Genomic DNA, 16840 nt, shown 5'->3' on the forward strand with positions numbered 1-16840 from the left:
AGGAGGCTTTGCCGACGAGCTAGGCATATATTCATTTAATCGCTGACTTTCTTTCCTACGCGCCCTTTAATAACTCCCATACCAAAACATATAATGGCACATATTAATACAAATATCTGTTCAAAAGGGTTATCTAATAAATATTTTAAATACTCTATAGTTACTTCCATTATATTATTAATTGTAAACTCCAATTTTGCTGTCAACATAATATGCTCAACAAAGGCTATAAATGGTTGTATTAAGCAAATAATTCCTAGTAATAACCTTATACCTAAGCTAAACTTATTTTCCATATAATATTTATTAAATACTGCAATAATAAATAATGACGCAAAAATCGGGATTGCAATATAGTTTGTTTCAAATTTATATATAGTATATCCGTAGATAAGACTAAGGAAAATAGAAAGTAAGAATGCGCCTGTAATTGCTTTAAATATATTATTTTCAACTTGTACTTCATCATTAATCATATCGTCTATTGAATTATCATAATTCATGTTAGTCTGATTTACTTGATGTTGAATGGTTAATAACAATTTATCAACATCTAGATCTTTAAATAATGATAGTGATACTTGAAAAGAAGACGGTGGATATCCATAAAGTGAATTAAGTGAATTGGAAACCGTTCTTTTTGTTTTTTTAGCTATATCCTTCTTAAGTAAGATTCCCATCATAGTATTACTATTAAATTTATAAACATTTATATCAGATATTTCATTCCAATAAGCTATATAATCTTTAAATTGTGTAGAAATTTTTATATATTCCGTAGTTATTTCGATAAAACCTTTTCTAACTATTTTTGGAAGCATAATCGCATAAACAAAAAAGCCACTTAATACTAACATAAATAAGCCATATAGTAGACCAAATACTGGATCATCCTTTCTCACAATAATTAGAAAAAAAACTGCACCAATTCCAAAAATGATTGCACAAAACGAAAAAAGAATACTAAGTCCCTTAGATAATTTCATCTTCTGATAATATGGCAGATTATATAACTCCGTAGATTTCATATATATTTCCTCCTCTTCATAAGTAAACATTTCCAACTGACAAAAATTATGAATTTATTTTCAATTTTTTGCTCTCTATAAAAACCTCAGTTACTTATTTAATCTCACGTATTTCCAATATTAAACCACTTCTTTTTGTATTAACGAACTCATATTTTTTACCTTTTTCTATTAAATCTTCAAAGTCATTAGGAAGTTCATAGCTATTGAAATCAATAGAAATCCCTCTTGTTACAAAACCTCTATTGCGGTTACTTTCTATTGCAGTTACTACACCTTCTCCCTCTTCAAAATCACGATAAATATAATCCTTGTAGATATCAATATTTAAATAACAAATACCTACAATACATAAAAGAATAAATAACCTTTTTAATATTAATATATTCTTCTTTAATTTATCATAATTTAATTTCTTCTTTTTAAAAATCTTTTTTAATGTAGCTTTGCTAACAGATTTCTTCCAATCTTTTAATAATACAAATGCTGCAATTAAACTAATAATTATAGTTTTTACGAAATATAAAGTTAGTATATTCATTTACTCACTCCTCAAAAAATTCTATAGTTCTTAGCAAGCAATAACTTCCAGTTATTGTCACAACTTCAGGAGTACTACCAAAAACTGAAAATGAAACTCGCTTATAAAACTTCATTAATATCAACTAAATAACCACTACTCATTGTTCCAATTAACAGTAGCTTCCCGTCTGGAGAAAACTCTGAATAAAATCCAAAAGAAACCTTAAACTCTTTAACACATTGCATATCACTAACTCTTATAAGTTTTACTGATTTCAAGAATACTAATACTATATGTTTACCATCAAGAGACCATTTTAAGATATTAAAATATCCTATTCTTCTATCAGGTACAACATATCTCTTCAATTCTTTGTTTAGTGTTTCATCAGTTATCACTAATGCTTTATTACGTGAATCATAAAGTGCATATTGACTAACATAATGGTTATAACTTATATCTGACCATGTTAATAATATATCTGTTTCGATTTTTATTGGCTCATTTACTTCAAAAGGATATTTCCATTTTAAGATATATGTTTTAGAATATTCTTCTCCATTAATTATGTATCCTCTTCTCTGAAATATATAAAATAGATATGAATTATCACTTATACAGTACTCAATTTTTTTAATAATGCTATCATCAACTATCTTTATATCTTCAATTTTTGAAGATTCTAAATCTAGTACAGATATTTTACTATTATTAAATTCATAAATTCCACAGATTATTTTTTTATTATCTGGTGAAAAATAGATATTACAATCTTGCGGTTCATCTAATTTTGTTATTCTATATGTGCTAATCACTGACATATCCTCTAGATTAAAAACGGCTAGTTTTTTCATGGTACTTCCTGACGCTATCATATCTATGTCACCAAAAGAAAATGTAACTTGACCAGGGTATTTTATTGTTTTAAAAATATGAACCTTGTCAAGAGTTTTAGCATCTGTAACAATAATCTGATTCCCCGAAATATTTAATATATAATTTTGTTTTGGTGAATACTGAATAAACCCAGATTTTTTAAATTTTTTTATATATTTAAAATTATTCATAAGGTTTTAAATGTATTTTCTTTATGCTTTTTAAGCCAATATAACACAGCCCCTAAAGGGAAGTTAAGGGTCATAATATAAGGTCCATTAAAACTTGTTTTTCTAATAGTAGCAGATGGTATTTGAAATGATATTAAATTAAATCCAAATTCTGCAGTAGTCCAATTAAAGGCTACTGTAGCAATTCCAAATAAAATAAATATGCACCATAATACTTTTCTTTTCGCTGTACTACTAAAACATATTGCCGCAGTAATAAAATTAAATAGTAATAGTCCTATCACAAGAAATAGAATTACATAATGAATAACACCCTTATCTTTAAAATTGAATCCGTTTAGTGTACTTAATGATTCTTCAATTTCATTAAAATCCGTTCTAAAAAGTTTATATGTATTGTCTTCTTTAGTAATTTGAACTATGTATAACAAATACCCTGAATCAACCTTCAGTTCATATGTTATTGAGTGAAATTCTCTACTATTTCTACTATTTCTACTATTATTTAAAGACTTATTATATCCAACAATATTTACTTCATCTACTTTACCTTTTGACTTTACATATTTAGTTATTTCATTTAACTTTATTCGAGCATCTTGAAAGTTTTTTACCTCATCAACAAAATTGTTATATATCTCTTCAATAGATTCTTTTTCATAATTAACCAGTGTATCTTTAGCAAGTTTTTCAACGTCTCCAGGTATGCTTTCATAAAACTTTAACTCGTTTTTTCTTAGAGAACTGATACTATAAATACCACTCCCAATAAAAAACGTTACTAGAATGACTAAAAACAAAACCCCTTTTCTATTCATCCATATCCCTCCATATAGTTATACTGTATTGATTCAACATATTTTATATCTGTTATAATTGTTTTTATTACACCTAAATTATACAGAGATTTTATCGAATTTTATACACAGATTTGATAATTACCAATAATTACACATGCTGTCTTTACTCGCAATTATTTATTAGATATTATATAATTATAGCTGTAAGTTTTTATAATGTAGCTTTTTATACGGCCCAATTAACCAAACGAGGCATTATCATTAATCATACTAGTATTATTACGTTATAAAATGAAAGGAGATAGAATGACAAAATTATACTTAGTCCGTCATGGACAAACACTTTGGAATTTAGAAGGACGTTTACAAGGATGGAAGGATTCAGGTCTAACTGACCATGGCATTAATCAAGCTAAAAAAGCTAAGAAAGCATTAGAAAAAATTCCATTTGATGCAATTTACTCTAGTGACAGAGGTAGAACTCTTCAAACAGCAACTATCATTGCAGGTGATGAAAAAAAGATTCAGAAATCGTCAGGTCTAAGAGAAATGTCCTTTGGTGAATGGGAAGGTCAATTGATTGAAGATGTTAAAGGTAAATATTCTGAAAATTATTGGGCTCTCTTTAATGCAGCAGATAAGTATACATCTATTGGTGGAGAAGACTACGAGGGTTTGAAAAATAGAGTTGTACCAGAAGTTAATAAAATTATTGAACAAAATTCAGGAGATAACATTTTGATTGTATCTCATGCATTAACTATTAAAACCATTCTTTCACATTTTGAGAACCGTTCCTTCACAACTTTTTGGGATGCGCCATTCGTAGAAGGTGGTAGTATAAGTGTTGTAGAAATAACTGATGAAGCAAGGATTAAGTTATATGCTGATGCTTCTCATCTTAATGAGTCAGAGGATGTTAAGCTTGTAGTTTAAATATGTTGTGTGATTTAGATTATAATTTTTTATGAAATTAGGAAGGGATTATCAAAATATCGATAATCCCTTTAAATGAGTGACCCAGCAAACTTTTTAGGTTGAAACTTAACCCCAACGTGGATAAGGATAATCACCTAGATAATCATAGTCATCCCAATCGCTTAGTTCGTCCTGTTCCTGTGTGCTTTCTTCTTTTCCTTTTTCTAATACTTCTTCATTTTCTATTAGAACTTCTGACTTATCTTTTTTATCTGAAGAAGATTTTAAATTCAACATTTAAATACCTCCATTTGTTTATTTATCAATACAAAGGTCCATCAATATTTCATCATCATAATTTCCATCCACATTAAAATAATTCTTATGAACCCCAACCTTTTCAAATCCAAATTTCTCATATAATTTGATAGCATTCACATTACTTGCCTTTACTCCAAGGCTCATATTTTTTATTATACCATTATTTTTAGCAAACTTAATTAATTCCTCCATAACAGCACTACCTATACCATTTCTCCAATAATCTTTTTTAACTGAAATAGAAATTTCACTATTATGAGCTATTCTTTTTCTATGTAGGTTATTAATTTGAGATATACTAATAACCTTCCCATCCACAACTCCTATTACCATTAAAGTATTCTCATCATTATTAACTTTTTTAATGTGTTCTATTTCTTGTTCTAAAGTTAAATGAAAATCACCTACTCCAAATAACAAGTTATCACTTTCTCCCCCAACCACATTAAGATACTCAATCATTTCTTTTGCATCCTCAACTCTAGGTCTTCTTAAAATTACACACTGTCCATTTTTTAATTTGATTTCCTTTAGATTTTCATATGATAAATTACTATTCACAAGTAGCACCCCCTTATAGTTCTTATATTTGTATATTTTCAAATATAATAATATCAGGAATAATGATTTCTTTCTATTTTTCCACTCTCCAACTTTGTTATTTTAATATTTTTTAGATATACTGACGCAATCTATTCCGAAATAATTATAACATGATTCCCATATAATTATAAAAAGCTCATTTACAGACACCATTAACCATCTAGTATTGATATAATAAGTTAAGTGGTAGTAAATTGTAATCCCGAAACTTCTTTAGAAAATGTTAATAGTTCTTTAAAGGCTTCTTCTCCATAAACAACTTCTTTTTTGGGTTGTTTTTCATTTTTCTTATTATAGAATTTCCCATAAACATCTTTGCTTTTTGTTTCCATTATGTGTTCCTTTATGAGTCTTCCAGCTTCTTCTGGTTCGATCATACCCATTATTTTTGAAAGAAATCTTACAATAATATTTTGATTCTTAACTGTATTGGTATTTACTATACCTGGCTCAACAAACTCGTATGGAACATCGGTGAGACCATTTTTATTGGCATGATAAGTTAGAAGATTATTTGCCATAAATCCCATAGCTGTGGATTTTAAAAGTTTATATTTTGGTGTTCTTAAATTAGTATATTGAATTTGTGAAACCATAGTTGCTCCACCTATATGAACAACCCTTGGAGTATTACTTTTCCTCAATAATTCATCAAGTTTTACACTAAACATGTATCTGGACATGTACCCTATTATAAATGCTAAATCTATTCCGTCCTTACCTGTCTTAACTTTTTTGAACATTGCATTTGCATTTAAAACTAACAAATCTAAATGCTCATGATTTCTAATATACTCATCTAAGAAATTATTATTGTTTTCCACAGTAGAAAGATCTACAATATACAATTTATGTTCACCCTTAGGATGAATTTTATTTAAAGACTTTATAACTTCCTCACCTTTATCTTTATTTCTCCCCAATACATGTATGCTATATCTTTCCTCTGCTAAAGAAAGAGCAAGAGCTTTACCAATACCATCTGTTGATCCTGTAATTAAAGCAGTTTTTTTCATAATTATAATCTCCTTATAAATAGATAGCTATCTTTATTCTTTATAACAAAATTGTATATTATAATATCCTCACTCTCAATATACAGTGTTCTAAATGTGTATATATTAAGTATTCAATTGTTTTATAAACGAATTGAATTCATATACTAATGCCTTTCTAGACATAATACCCATTTCATATTGGGTAAAGAGGGATATAAGTAAATTTAGAATCAATCTCTCTTCTATAGGTTTATCATTTATTGTATTATAAAGCTTCTTTAACCCATACTTAGATGCAACCATTCTTAAATAATAAGCCTCAAACTCTAAAAATGTCTCCATATCTAACTGACTATCCTTGATACCACTGACGATATTTTGATCATTAAAAATTCTACTACATTCTGAGGATTGATTATTATAAATATAGTTATATATATCATCTAGTGAGTCAAAGTAAGAATAAAATGTAATCCGTGGTATACTTGCTAGTTCACATATTCTAACTACTGCGGCTTTTTCGAAACCTTTTGAATTAAATTCTTCCTTTGCACTCTCTATTATTCTATTCTTCTTTTCTTCTGATAGTCTAAAAAACACTTCACTAGGCATATCTTTCACCTCACTTAATGTAAAATTAAAACTTATTTTTTGCATAGGAAGTAGAAAGAACCTCCTACGAGTGTGTACAAAATTATAACATTAATATTTTATTTTTGAAATAATATTATTTACAATTCTTAAGTTTTTGCACAAAGGCTCTGTAATTTTTGCTCCGTAAGATTACTTTTTCTATATTATTTAACTTAATAGCAAAAAACAAAGAGTGGGTTATAATTAGGACCGGTGCTAATAGTGGATTTTAATTCCTCACGAATAACTGAATTACTACGTGTCCTATTTACTAAAAAAGTTCGTCACCTGTGTCTCCTCAAAAAAAGTAACGTAAAAAAAGAAATACTGTTTTAAGATATATTTCATTTGAGGTAGTTATAAATATCTGATATGATATAAATACTAAAAAAATAACAATTATTTACGTATGTCATAAATATACTAGGAGGTGGTTACATGGAAAGCGATATTAGCGATATTTCTAATATTATTAATAATACAATAATTACAAATTGGAGGAAATTATTATGGGTAACCACCAAAACAAGAAAGTTTCTAGGGAACTTTACAAGAATGAGTATGCATTAAGAGATGGAAAAAAGCTCATTATACGAAATGCACAATTAGGTGATGAACAGGGATTGATAGATCAAATGAAGATTGTTGATAGTGAAACAAAATTCTTAGCGCGAGAGCCAGGTGAATTTAATTTCTCACTAGAACAAGAAAGAGAATTTATTAAGAATACTGCAAAGGATGAGAATAGCCTATTCCTGATTGGGGAAATAGATAGTAGAATCATTGCTAATTGTTCAGTTGGAGTAATTTCAAATAACAAGAGATATCTTCATAGAGCCGCAATGGGTATTGCTGTATGTAAGGATTATTGGAGAAATGGTATTGGTAAAAAGATGATGCAGGAATGTATAAAATGGTGCAAAGAAAAAGGTATTGAACAACTTGAGCTAGAAGTTGTTACTGAAAATAATCGTGCTGTTTCAATGTATAAAAGTTTAGGTTTTCAGATTTATGGTACAAAGAAACATGCATTAAAATATGGTAATGGAACTTATGCTGATGAATACTATATGATTTTATTCTTGCACAATATAAATCCTGCGTAAAGTTTTTTACATACAATTATGTACAAAGCTATGGTAGTTGGATTAAAACTACCATAGCTTTATATAGTTTCGTCGAAAAGGTCTCCTCATTAAAAGTAACGGTGCTCTTTGTGAGGAGGCTCTGATGACAAACTTGCTTACCTTTGATTTTTATTATGCCAATCTATCGCTTATTAAAATCCTTTGCTATTTTCACTTTTCTCATTAAATTCTTTCCAGCAAGACAATAGTAACTACATATTCCACAAGAAATACATTGTTCAGGGTTATATTTAATAGTCTTTTCTAATTGTCCATTATCCACATAACTTGCAATTTTATAGACCTCCAATGCACTTGGACATCTTTTTACACAAATTCCGCATTTTAAGCAATAGGATTCCTTATAACGTGGAAATTGACTAACTGCAATAAAGTTTGTTGACTTTTCAATTAGCTCATTCTCGTTAATTTGTCTTCAATTGAGGAATGTGGTCTTATCAAAATAAAAGGCAGCGAAAGTAGCATTGCAATAAATATTATAGGATTATTTGAAAACAAAATGCTCTCTGTTGGGAAAATAAAATTAAGTAATACAACTCCTCCCATAGCAGGATTTAATATATTTTTACCAGTTCCTCCAAATAGATGTTTTCCAAATACTAACGCTACCACAACACCTAATAATCCACCCTCACTTTCATTAATTTTTCTAATTAATCGGTATTGCCTTCTAGAAATGTAACCCTAACTGTATAAAATAAATTAGAATTTAACATCAACCGAAAGGTTGATATTGCAAAAATAAATTTTATTTAGGTTGTTCCATTAATCTGTTATAATTCTTTTATGAATTAATTCAAATCATTAAAATAATGCGTCTTATTTTCAAAATTGGGGGGGAAGTAAAAAATGATTAGTGTAACTGAACAAAAACTATATGACATTCTCAATTTATTAGGAATTAAATTTACTAGATATGAACATAGCCCAGTATATACTATTGAAGAAGCAAACAAATTAGATGTATGTATTTCAGGGCAACAATGCAAAAATCTATTTCTCCGAAATAGAAAAGGAAACGTTCATTACCTTATAATTTTAGCCGAATCAAAACAGGTAGATTTAAAATCTTTATCTAAACAAATAGGAAGTACAAATTTATCATTTGCTTCAAAAGAAAGATTATATAAATACCTAGGACTTAAACCAGGTTCTGTTAGTCCTTTTGGTATAATAAACGATATTGAAAGAGAGGTAATAGTTCTAATAGATAGAGATTTAATTAGTACAAGTATTATAAATTTCCATCCAAATGTAAATACAGCAACAATAAGTGTTTCTTACATAGATTTTCAAAAGTTTATTGAGTGGCATAAAAATAAGTTTTATTATATAGATATAAATTAACAAATATGTTGGGTAATTTAGATTATGGTTAAACCACAAAAAGTAAGTTGAACTAAAATCGACTACAATATCTACCGCAGATTGATGCATTCTGACGCTATATATTGTGGTCGAAGTTCAACTAAATTACTTTTTGTGGAATAACCAGATTATAATTTTTTTATGAAATTAAGAAGGGATTATCAAAATATCGATAATCCCTTTTAGGTTATAGTTTTAAGTTGAAAATCCTACTATGTATAGAAATACCATTATGTTAATATATCTTATTTATGATATATTTTATAATACTACTTATTATTAAATTTCAATATGGATATTTTGTAATATTTTTCGTGATCTGGTTTAAGTATTGATACTTCTTTCCACTTATCATTTTCTTTTATATATTCATGTACTAAAACATCATCACCATTTGTCAATCGTATAAAATCAAATTTATATTCGTTATCTTGATTGCTTGCATATACTTTTATATAGTTATTTACTATCTCTGTATTATCAATTTTCAAATTCATACCATACCAATTATTATATATAACACCTATAATCCAATCATAATAATAATCCCATCCATGTAAAGGGTGACATAAATAGATTTCAGGTAAATAATCAACTGATTTTATTTTCCATCCTTCTTTCTTATCATATTCAGTTGTAACTATCCCATAATAGTATTCAAAATAATTGGGTTGTCTTTTAAATCCTTTGCCTTCTTTTTTATATTTATGACCTTTTAATACTTCCACTTCTACAAAATAATACTTAATATTATCAGGAGTATTAGGAGGCTGATAAGCAGGTTCAAGATGTAATAAATTCATTGCCCCTGTTCCTTTAAATGAATCTTTAAATTCTTCTAGTGTAATGTTCGCTTTCATATCATCACTAAGTAATCTATATGCATATGGATATGGTATATCATTCCATAATATTGTGCCGCATCCTCCACCATACCCTATCATATTTGCAGCATTTTTAAGGATGGCGTAATACCCATGAATAACATTTTCTGGTGATTGATATATTGTTGGAAATCCTTCAGCAATATATGGTGGAACTTCATCTTTATCCTTTGGTCTTATAAAATTATATTTTAACTTTACTGCTGATAGTTTAGAGGGTCTTTGAAATCGTTCATCTAGCTCATAAGATTTATCATTACTAAATCCAGCTAAATCATTCTCATAGCCACTCTCTTTTTCAACATGTATAAATGCGCCAGTACTAATTTGACTCTCATTAAAATAAGTTAATTTTAAAATAAGTATTATAACAAGTATTATGCATCCTAATAAAACCCCTACTAACTTCTTTCTGATATTTATGATATGAATAATCATCTTACTACCTCCCTTTTATAGATTATGTTAGGTAGTAAATTAATAGTCTTTACCATATTAACTTTTTTTCACATATTTATATTTTATGTATAAACGATATTTGTAATGTCTATACTTTAAATAACTTCACATATACTTTAGCAAAGAGTACCGGCTAATTATAGCTGGTGCTTTTTCTTATTCATAATTCTAAATTTGAAATTCAGTACCAATGATGTTTTCAAGATATCCATATTCTACAAGGAATATAACCTTAATAAGTTGTTGTTATTACTTTACTATCAAATTTGTTACATTATAGTATTTTTTAAGGCTATCAATAATAATGGTATATACATACTTGCTAACAGCAATCGTTGCCACATTCCACTAAAACCTATTATAGACTTCTGAAAGTCTTCTTTTTCAGACATAACAAATAATACAAAAAGAACTATACTAAGTATAAAGAATACTATTGAAATTATGCCTATTATGCTGTTACCCTCTTTAAGGGATATTAAACCTACAACTAAAGGAATAAAAGTTAAACCTAGAAAACCTAAACCTGCTCCAATCCCATGAATTTTGGATGCTTTTGTTTCAATCTCTTTACCTTCATTAACACTAAATATCCCTGATATGATTCCTGCACCAATTCCAAAGATAAATAATATTATTGTTCCTGCACTTGCATAACCTTTTGATACCCCAGAATAAACCATATAGAAATTTACTGCTGAAATACATATTAATATTCCTAGGATAATTAGCCAGAGATTATAAATAAAAGCTACTGGACTTTTGGGGTTTCCAAGAACGCTCATAACTTGTTTCATATGACTATAACTAGGATAAAAAAAAGCCAAAACATATGCAACAACGTAATCTCCAATTATAGCTATTATTAATAACATCCAACTCAATTTTGACCACCATAAGCTCAAAAAAATCACCTCTTCTTATTGATTAACTAAGAATCCTTCCAAATTCAGATTCATTTTCACCTTTGTAAATATAATCAACAATTTTCCTACTTGAATAAAATATGAATACTAATATTATTACTCCTAATAAAACAACTAAATTTTTGTGTTTTATATAGCAATTGTTATATTAATAAGAAAATTAGGTAATTAGTAAACTATGGAACATATTATATATCATTTGGTAAGATTATACAATATAAATCATTTAAGCATAATCAGAGTTATTTTAAATAATTACTTGTTTTTGGATTATTTTCTTTTTCTTTTATTCTATTAACTATTTTTACAATGAAAACCTATTAAATTAATTCTATTTTGCAAAACAAAAATTTAAAACAAGTTTTGAATTTTTTTTTACGTACCCTAGAGGATATAAACAAATTATTCACATGTTCAAAATCGATGACATTGGTCTACCAGGGGTCTTATCATAACTCGGGAGCAAAGTGGATAATTCTTTAAAAGATAAATTATTTACAATTTATCAATTAGGTTATAACAAAAATTTGAATAAGTTATAACTCTTTAATCCATACTTATAATAAATATTATGAAAGTAGGAATATACTGTGTATGAAATTAATTCTTCTAATAAAATATGTCCGTTATGTAATGGTTTAAAGGCTTATGATGTTGTTTGTAAAAATTGTAATGGTAAAATGGTCGACAGAGGGAAAGTTTCAGATTATTATGATAATTATAGCCCTTATTTGCCTGAAACTGTTCTAGCTGAGGTTAACGAAGAAAATCAAATGGAATGTACACATTTATTTTATTGTACCAAATGTGATTATTGTAAAAGGATTACCATTAAAAAGGAAGAAATTTAAAAAAATAATGAGTAGAACTTAATCTACTCGTTATCATTTTTCAATTTTTTATATACTTTAATTTAATTACTCTTTAAATTGAAACTCATGGTAAGGACCGTATTGAATAGTTTGTGTTTTCATAGGTCAATGTTTGACTTACTGATACTGATGAATATACTGCCTTCCGGAAAATGGAATCCTTATTTTCTTTTTCCCTTATTCTATTAACTATTTTTACAAACAAAACCTATTAAATTCTTCAAATTTATTTTGTTTACATTTGATTTAGTTAACATAATATTTATTACGTTGCCTAACCGGAATTTTAACTTGATTTTTACATTTATTTAATTAATTACCATATTATAATTTCCTAAAAAAATAGTTTAGAAAAATCATTTCTGATTTTTCTAAACTATTTATTAATTTCACACACTTATTACCATAACAATACTTAATTCATTTTATCAATAAAATCCTTCAAAGTTTCAGCTCTTGCAGATAATTTCACCCATTTCTTTAGAGTTTCAATATCTTCCTCTGAATTTATTCTATTTACTAAATCCTCATTGAGTGTAGCTATTTCAATAAGCTTATCTTTATCCATTCTGTTTATGTCGAATAATAAATATTTAAAATCTACAATATTCTCTTCAAACAATTCATAATTATTCAAAACTTCCTTGAAACTTCTCACTGCAGTCCAATTGTTCTTGCCATTATACAGAACTATAGGTACTATTGCTGGTAGTTTAAAACTCTTGCTTTTTCTAATATTTTCTTCAGTATTTCTTAGTTCGTCTCTCCATACTTCGGTCATATACATTAATAGTCTAATTGGCATTTGAAAATCTACTTTTGACTGAAGTTCTAATAAAATATAGAAAATAACTTCACTATTATTTATCTTTACCTTATATATAATGTCTGCTTCTTCTTCCTTAAAATCTTCAAGTATAAACTCTTTATCTACTAAAACTAAATCTTCTTCTTTAATATATTTTGCCCAATCTTTCTTTACAAAATCTCTTAAGAATTCTAGAAATGTTTCTTTATGTGAAAAAACTTTCTTGTAACCTAAATCATGTTCATTATTTTTTCTATGGCTCATTAATACACCATCTTTCTATATTAATTATACAATAGTTTTAAAATAAAAGTAAATTTAATATATCATTATTTACACACTATAGCATTTATATTATTAACCAAAACCACATTTTTATACGAACATATTTTCTGTATTAATTATACTTATTTCTATATAAAACTAAAACCGTGAAATCTGGTGTTTAGAATTTTCGGTGAACATCTTCTGGTATTTCGGTGAAAAGCGAGAAGTTCCTTGGATTATAGTATTCTACACAAACAACCTCCCCCAAATAATCGTCCCAACAACCCCATCAACACCGCAAGCCCCAATATCATACCCAAGCTCTATTAATCGCTGCTGAATCTTTTCGATATTTTTATCATATTTGCTACTATCTTTTTTTATTAAATATCCTGAATATTGAGCTGTATATGCTGAATCATTTGACACATCAAATACTTCATTAATTATTTTTCGAAATGGAAATTTATTTCCTGGACAAAAGGTCTTAACAAACTTTTTATGACAATAAATATTTTTTATAGAATACTTTCCTACTAACTGTTGACACAGCTCAACAACCGGCCCACCCCTTTTTTAGGTGCCAATAATGAATATCTTTAATACTACAGCAAGAACTAGCTGCATGATGCATACCTCCTCATATAATAAAAAACACCCACTAATTTAAGTGAGCGCATTATGCTAATTAAATATTTATGTTTTCCAATCATTTTAGCAACAGAAAGAATATATTACCTTTCTATAGTTCGTTATCAAACAAGTCTGTTTCAGTTGTTTCAACAATACTCGCTGCATCCTTAGCAGATAAAACATCTGGACCAAATGCGAAAATATCCTTTGCAATTATAGTATCCATAAGAGCCTCTGCATCAGCCTTAGTGATACCATCCTTAACATCCGTAACAGTCATAGATTTTGACTCCCCAGCAGCGTCCTTAAATTTCATAACTAATTTTTTACTCATTTTATATACCCCCAATAATTTTAGTTTAATATGTATTGCACTTTTAACAACCGTAGTGACAAGTTTCAAGTGATAAGTGACAAGTTATAGACACCTTTCACAAGTGAAAGCTTTTAATTAACCAACGATAAAAAACCTTTTGCCATATCAAAAGTTCATTACACCAGTTAGTCAAGCTAGCAGAGGCTTAGTCAAAGATTTTCTGTAAGAAAACCATCATTAACTTGTCACTTGCAACTTATCACTTGTCACTGAAATAATTAAATTCCCTCTTCAAGTAATTCAGCATCTACTCTTCTGATCTCGAAGACTGGATGTGCAAGAACTTCTTTGATAGCATTTGCAACATCAAAAACGTCTTGATCTATTGCATCAGTCTTTACCTTTGAAAAACTTTTAGTTCTTAAAACATCTTCGCCTTCTTCAGTTTGTCCAGTGATTACTCTGAAAACTAAATCAGATTTCAATTTTGTTGCTTGAACCGCCATAGTATATCCCCCTCTCTCAGAGTCGGCTTATCAATTAGTCCTACTTTTCTTTCAAAAATATGAGGCAATTATCATTTTTTGAAAGAATCTAGTAGGAATTATTGATAAACGATCTCTTTCATTATTGCCTTTCATTATATACATACAAGTTATAAAGTTTTTTTTACAAAAGTTATTAAAACATTTCTGGTAATAAGTTATTTTTTATAGGTAAAGATAAAAGTAAGAATTATACATAAATAAAGAAAGGATAATCTTATGAAAATAAAATTAACAGCTTTATCTTTAATAGTATTTGCATCTATCTCAGCAACAGTATTAAGTAACCAAGAATTGAGTGAATCTAACTTATTGGTAAAAGAGGTATTATCATCAAACTATGATAATGAAATTCTAAATAACGAAACTTTAAATTATAAAAAAGCTATAAAAAATGGAAACATAGTGATGATATCTTTTCTTGATAAACCTTCAATTAAAACTAATAACGATCATGAAATATATAATATTAAAAATCTTGATAGATTTATGGAAAATGTTAATCAAGGGAAAAAAGATAAAATTCGAATTGTTAAATATGTAAGAAAAGATGAAAAAACATGGGTTAATAAGCTATATGACCTAGAATATGATGGTCACAAAATATTTAATACAGCCTATGATACCTACTCAGATCCAAATGCTTTTATTCCATCATCTGATCCATATGGTTCAGATTATATAGAGAAAAGAGACTATCCAAATGATTTATGGTATGGTGGTATCACTGAAAATAAAGAAGGCAAAAAAGGTTATTCAATTATTAGTTTTAAGAAAAGTAGTATTATTAATTAATCTTAAAGTTACTATCTACAGTTACTAAAGGTTTTTTGATAAATGAATTATTGATATTAGCAGATCAAAAAAAGATGAGAGCCTCTCATCTTTTCTGGTTATCCATAACTGTTGTTATAACTCTTGTAAGATCTTGAATAGATTTATTGAGAACTTCAATCTTCTTTTCAAATCGAACTAATAGGTATATACAGACACCAATTGGAAAGCCAAGGTTTGAGATAAGTTTTGTTATTTCATCATACATTCTTATCAACCTCCAATAGGTCGGCTTAAGAATTAGTGAGTATTATTCTTAAACGACCTCTGCAATACTAATTATATAAATAGCTCAGCTCTATAAGTTATGAATTATTATAACCTCTCACTATATACATACAAGTCAAAGCCTTCTTTTTACTTTTTTAATTGCATTTTCTTTTATATAGTATACTTGTCTATATGTTTTCTCTAACTCTAAAGCAATAGTATTTAATTGTTTTTTATTTATAAAAAAATCAATTATTACCTTCCTATCCTCATATTCTAAATCTATTATTGCTTTATTCAAATTTTCAACCATTTCATAAGCTATAACTTCATCTTCTATAGTAAATGAATAATTCTTTAGTCCATTGTCTAATAGTTCATCATTTTGAATTTCACGATTATGTTTTATTTTACTTAAGAGTAAATTAACATTATTGTTTTTCACAACTTTTGATACAAATGAACTAAAAGAAGTTTGTCCAATTTTATATAATTTAATTGCTTTTATAATACTAAGAAAACAGTGTTGTACAATATCATCGTACTCATATCCGGGTATATGATATTTTGATGCCTCACTTAAAACCAAGGGCATGTATTTATTTATAATACTTTCAACTGCTTTACTATCGCCTTCCTTAGCTTTTCTAATTAAATTTTTCAAGTTATCACCACCATT

At 27.7% G+C, this 16840-nt stretch carries 23 protein-coding genes; 5 read left to right on the forward strand and 18 right to left on the reverse strand.

Going from position 1 to position 16840, the window contains the following annotated elements:
- Positions 1 to 35 precede the first annotated feature (35 nt).
- The 4 genes from ACQ3F0_RS01945 to ACQ3F0_RS01960 form a co-directional block, all read right to left on the reverse strand.
- Complete coding sequence (locus tag ACQ3F0_RS01945; protein ID WP_428863342.1) at positions 36 to 1028, reverse strand: STM3941 family protein; 993 nt, start codon at positions 1026 to 1028, stop codon at positions 36 to 38.
- A 94-nt stretch (positions 1029 to 1122) separates the two neighbouring features.
- Positions 1123 to 1569, reverse strand: a complete 447-nt coding sequence (locus tag ACQ3F0_RS01950; RefSeq protein ID WP_428863343.1) for a hypothetical protein — start codon at positions 1567 to 1569, stop codon at positions 1123 to 1125.
- A gap of 101 nt (positions 1570 to 1670) precedes the next feature.
- Positions 1671 to 2618 carry a YncE family protein gene (locus ACQ3F0_RS01955; protein ID WP_428863344.1) on the reverse strand — a complete coding sequence of 316 codons (948 nt, stop codon included), beginning with the start codon at positions 2616 to 2618 and terminating at the stop codon, positions 1671 to 1673.
- Positions 2615 to 3436 carry a hypothetical protein gene (locus tag ACQ3F0_RS01960; protein ID WP_428863345.1) on the reverse strand — a complete coding sequence of 274 codons (822 nt, stop codon included), beginning with the start codon at positions 3434 to 3436 and terminating at the stop codon, positions 2615 to 2617. Before ACQ3F0_RS01960 ends, ACQ3F0_RS01955 begins: the two co-directional genes overlap by 4 nt.
- Before the next feature lie 288 nt (positions 3437 to 3724).
- Between ACQ3F0_RS01960 and ACQ3F0_RS01965 the strand changes: the two genes are divergently transcribed.
- Positions 3725 to 4354: a histidine phosphatase family protein gene (locus ACQ3F0_RS01965; protein ID WP_428863346.1), complete on the forward strand. Its 630-nt coding sequence runs from the start codon at positions 3725 to 3727 to the stop codon at positions 4352 to 4354.
- Positions 4355 to 4462: 108 nt separating this feature from the next.
- Here ACQ3F0_RS01965 and ACQ3F0_RS01970 read toward each other — a convergent pair whose 3' ends face one another.
- The 4 genes from ACQ3F0_RS01970 to ACQ3F0_RS01985 all read right to left on the reverse strand — a co-directional run bounded on the left by ACQ3F0_RS01970 (position 4463) and on the right by ACQ3F0_RS01985 (position 6915).
- Positions 4463 to 4633, reverse strand: coding sequence for a hypothetical protein (locus ACQ3F0_RS01970; RefSeq protein WP_428863347.1), 171 nt, complete (start codon positions 4631 to 4633; stop codon positions 4463 to 4465).
- Between the two features lie 18 nt (positions 4634 to 4651).
- The gene (locus ACQ3F0_RS01975) at positions 4652 to 5218 is read right to left on the reverse strand and encodes a GNAT family N-acetyltransferase (RefSeq protein ID WP_428863348.1); all 567 of its coding nucleotides are present in this window, start codon (positions 5216 to 5218) and stop codon (positions 4652 to 4654) included.
- Positions 5219 to 5439: 221 nt separating this feature from the next.
- Positions 5440 to 6276 carry an SDR family NAD(P)-dependent oxidoreductase gene (locus ACQ3F0_RS01980; RefSeq protein ID WP_428863349.1) on the reverse strand — a complete coding sequence of 279 codons (837 nt, stop codon included), beginning with the start codon at positions 6274 to 6276 and terminating at the stop codon, positions 5440 to 5442.
- 105 nt (positions 6277 to 6381) lie between these two features.
- Positions 6382 to 6915: a TetR/AcrR family transcriptional regulator gene (locus ACQ3F0_RS01985; protein ID WP_428863350.1), complete on the reverse strand. Its 534-nt coding sequence runs from the start codon at positions 6913 to 6915 to the stop codon at positions 6382 to 6384.
- Positions 6916 to 7400: 485 nt separating this feature from the next.
- Here ACQ3F0_RS01985 and ACQ3F0_RS01990 point away from each other — a divergent pair, with 485 nt between their 5' ends.
- Positions 7401 to 7997, forward strand: a complete 597-nt coding sequence (locus ACQ3F0_RS01990) for a GNAT family N-acetyltransferase (RefSeq protein WP_428863351.1) — start codon at positions 7401 to 7403, stop codon at positions 7995 to 7997.
- A gap of 163 nt (positions 7998 to 8160) precedes the next feature.
- On the opposite strand, the gene ACQ3F0_RS01995 is transcribed toward ACQ3F0_RS01990, so the two are convergent.
- Together ACQ3F0_RS01995 and ACQ3F0_RS02000 are read right to left on the reverse strand one after the other, a co-directional pair.
- Entirely contained in the window at positions 8161 to 8448 is a 288-nt protein-coding gene (locus ACQ3F0_RS01995) for a 4Fe-4S dicluster domain-containing protein (protein WP_428863714.1), read from the reverse strand.
- Entirely contained in the window at positions 8430 to 8651 is a 222-nt protein-coding gene (locus ACQ3F0_RS02000) for an RnfABCDGE type electron transport complex subunit D (RefSeq protein ID WP_428863352.1), read from the reverse strand. Before ACQ3F0_RS02000 ends, ACQ3F0_RS01995 begins: the two co-directional genes overlap by 19 nt.
- A 237-nt stretch (positions 8652 to 8888) precedes the next feature.
- Here ACQ3F0_RS02000 and ACQ3F0_RS02005 point away from each other — a divergent pair, with 237 nt between their 5' ends.
- A complete protein-coding gene (locus ACQ3F0_RS02005; protein WP_428863353.1) occupies positions 8889 to 9386 on the forward strand; it encodes a prolyl-tRNA synthetase associated domain-containing protein in 498 nt (165 codons plus the stop codon).
- Between the two features lie 290 nt (positions 9387 to 9676).
- Here ACQ3F0_RS02005 and ACQ3F0_RS02010 read toward each other — a convergent pair whose 3' ends face one another.
- Both ACQ3F0_RS02010 and ACQ3F0_RS02015 read right to left on the reverse strand, forming a co-directional pair.
- A complete protein-coding gene (locus ACQ3F0_RS02010) occupies positions 9677 to 10729 on the reverse strand; it encodes a hypothetical protein (protein ID WP_428863354.1) in 1053 nt (350 codons plus the stop codon).
- Positions 10730 to 11019: 290 nt separating this feature from the next.
- On the reverse strand, positions 11020 to 11625 hold the full coding sequence (locus ACQ3F0_RS02015) for a DUF998 domain-containing protein (RefSeq protein WP_428863715.1): 606 nt from the start codon (positions 11623 to 11625) through the stop codon (positions 11020 to 11022).
- Between the two features lie 641 nt (positions 11626 to 12266).
- On the opposite strand from ACQ3F0_RS02015, the gene ACQ3F0_RS02020 reads away from it, so the two are divergent.
- The gene (locus ACQ3F0_RS02020; RefSeq protein WP_428863355.1) at positions 12267 to 12527 is read left to right on the forward strand and encodes a hypothetical protein; all 261 of its coding nucleotides are present in this window, start codon (positions 12267 to 12269) and stop codon (positions 12525 to 12527) included.
- Positions 12528 to 12963: 436 nt separating this feature from the next.
- Here the strand turns inward: ACQ3F0_RS02020 and ACQ3F0_RS02025 are convergent, their stop codons facing one another.
- From ACQ3F0_RS02025 to ACQ3F0_RS02040, 4 genes are all read right to left on the reverse strand, one after another.
- Positions 12964 to 13620, reverse strand: coding sequence for an Rpn family recombination-promoting nuclease/putative transposase (locus ACQ3F0_RS02025; protein ID WP_428863356.1), 657 nt, complete (start codon positions 13618 to 13620; stop codon positions 12964 to 12966).
- 249 nt (positions 13621 to 13869) lie between these two features.
- Positions 13870 to 14052, reverse strand: a complete 183-nt coding sequence (locus ACQ3F0_RS02030; RefSeq protein ID WP_428863357.1) for a peptidoglycan-binding domain-containing protein — start codon at positions 14050 to 14052, stop codon at positions 13870 to 13872.
- 313 nt (positions 14053 to 14365) lie between these two features.
- Positions 14366 to 14590, reverse strand: coding sequence for a DUF2922 domain-containing protein (locus tag ACQ3F0_RS02035; RefSeq protein WP_428863358.1), 225 nt, complete (start codon positions 14588 to 14590; stop codon positions 14366 to 14368).
- A 260-nt stretch (positions 14591 to 14850) separates the two neighbouring features.
- A complete protein-coding gene (locus tag ACQ3F0_RS02040; RefSeq protein WP_428863359.1) occupies positions 14851 to 15078 on the reverse strand; it encodes a DUF1659 domain-containing protein in 228 nt (75 codons plus the stop codon).
- 258 nt (positions 15079 to 15336) lie between these two features.
- On the opposite strand from ACQ3F0_RS02040, the gene ACQ3F0_RS02045 reads away from it, so the two are divergent.
- Positions 15337 to 15912 carry a DUF4362 domain-containing protein gene (locus ACQ3F0_RS02045; RefSeq protein ID WP_428863360.1) on the forward strand — a complete coding sequence of 192 codons (576 nt, stop codon included), beginning with the start codon at positions 15337 to 15339 and terminating at the stop codon, positions 15910 to 15912.
- 85 nt (positions 15913 to 15997) lie between these two features.
- Here the strand turns inward: ACQ3F0_RS02045 and ACQ3F0_RS02050 are convergent, their stop codons facing one another.
- Together ACQ3F0_RS02050 and ACQ3F0_RS02055 are read right to left on the reverse strand one after the other, a co-directional pair.
- On the reverse strand, positions 15998 to 16159 hold the full coding sequence (locus ACQ3F0_RS02050) for a YvrJ family protein (RefSeq protein WP_428863361.1): 162 nt from the start codon (positions 16157 to 16159) through the stop codon (positions 15998 to 16000).
- Positions 16160 to 16294: 135 nt separating this feature from the next.
- On the reverse strand, positions 16295 to 16825 hold the full coding sequence (locus tag ACQ3F0_RS02055; protein ID WP_428863362.1) for a sigma-70 family RNA polymerase sigma factor: 531 nt from the start codon (positions 16823 to 16825) through the stop codon (positions 16295 to 16297).
- Positions 16826 to 16840 lie beyond the last annotated feature (15 nt).

It is taken from the genome of Clostridium sediminicola, from assembly GCF_050402865.1.
GTDB lineage: Bacteria > Bacillota > Clostridia > Clostridiales > Clostridiaceae > Clostridium_AF > Clostridium_AF sediminicola.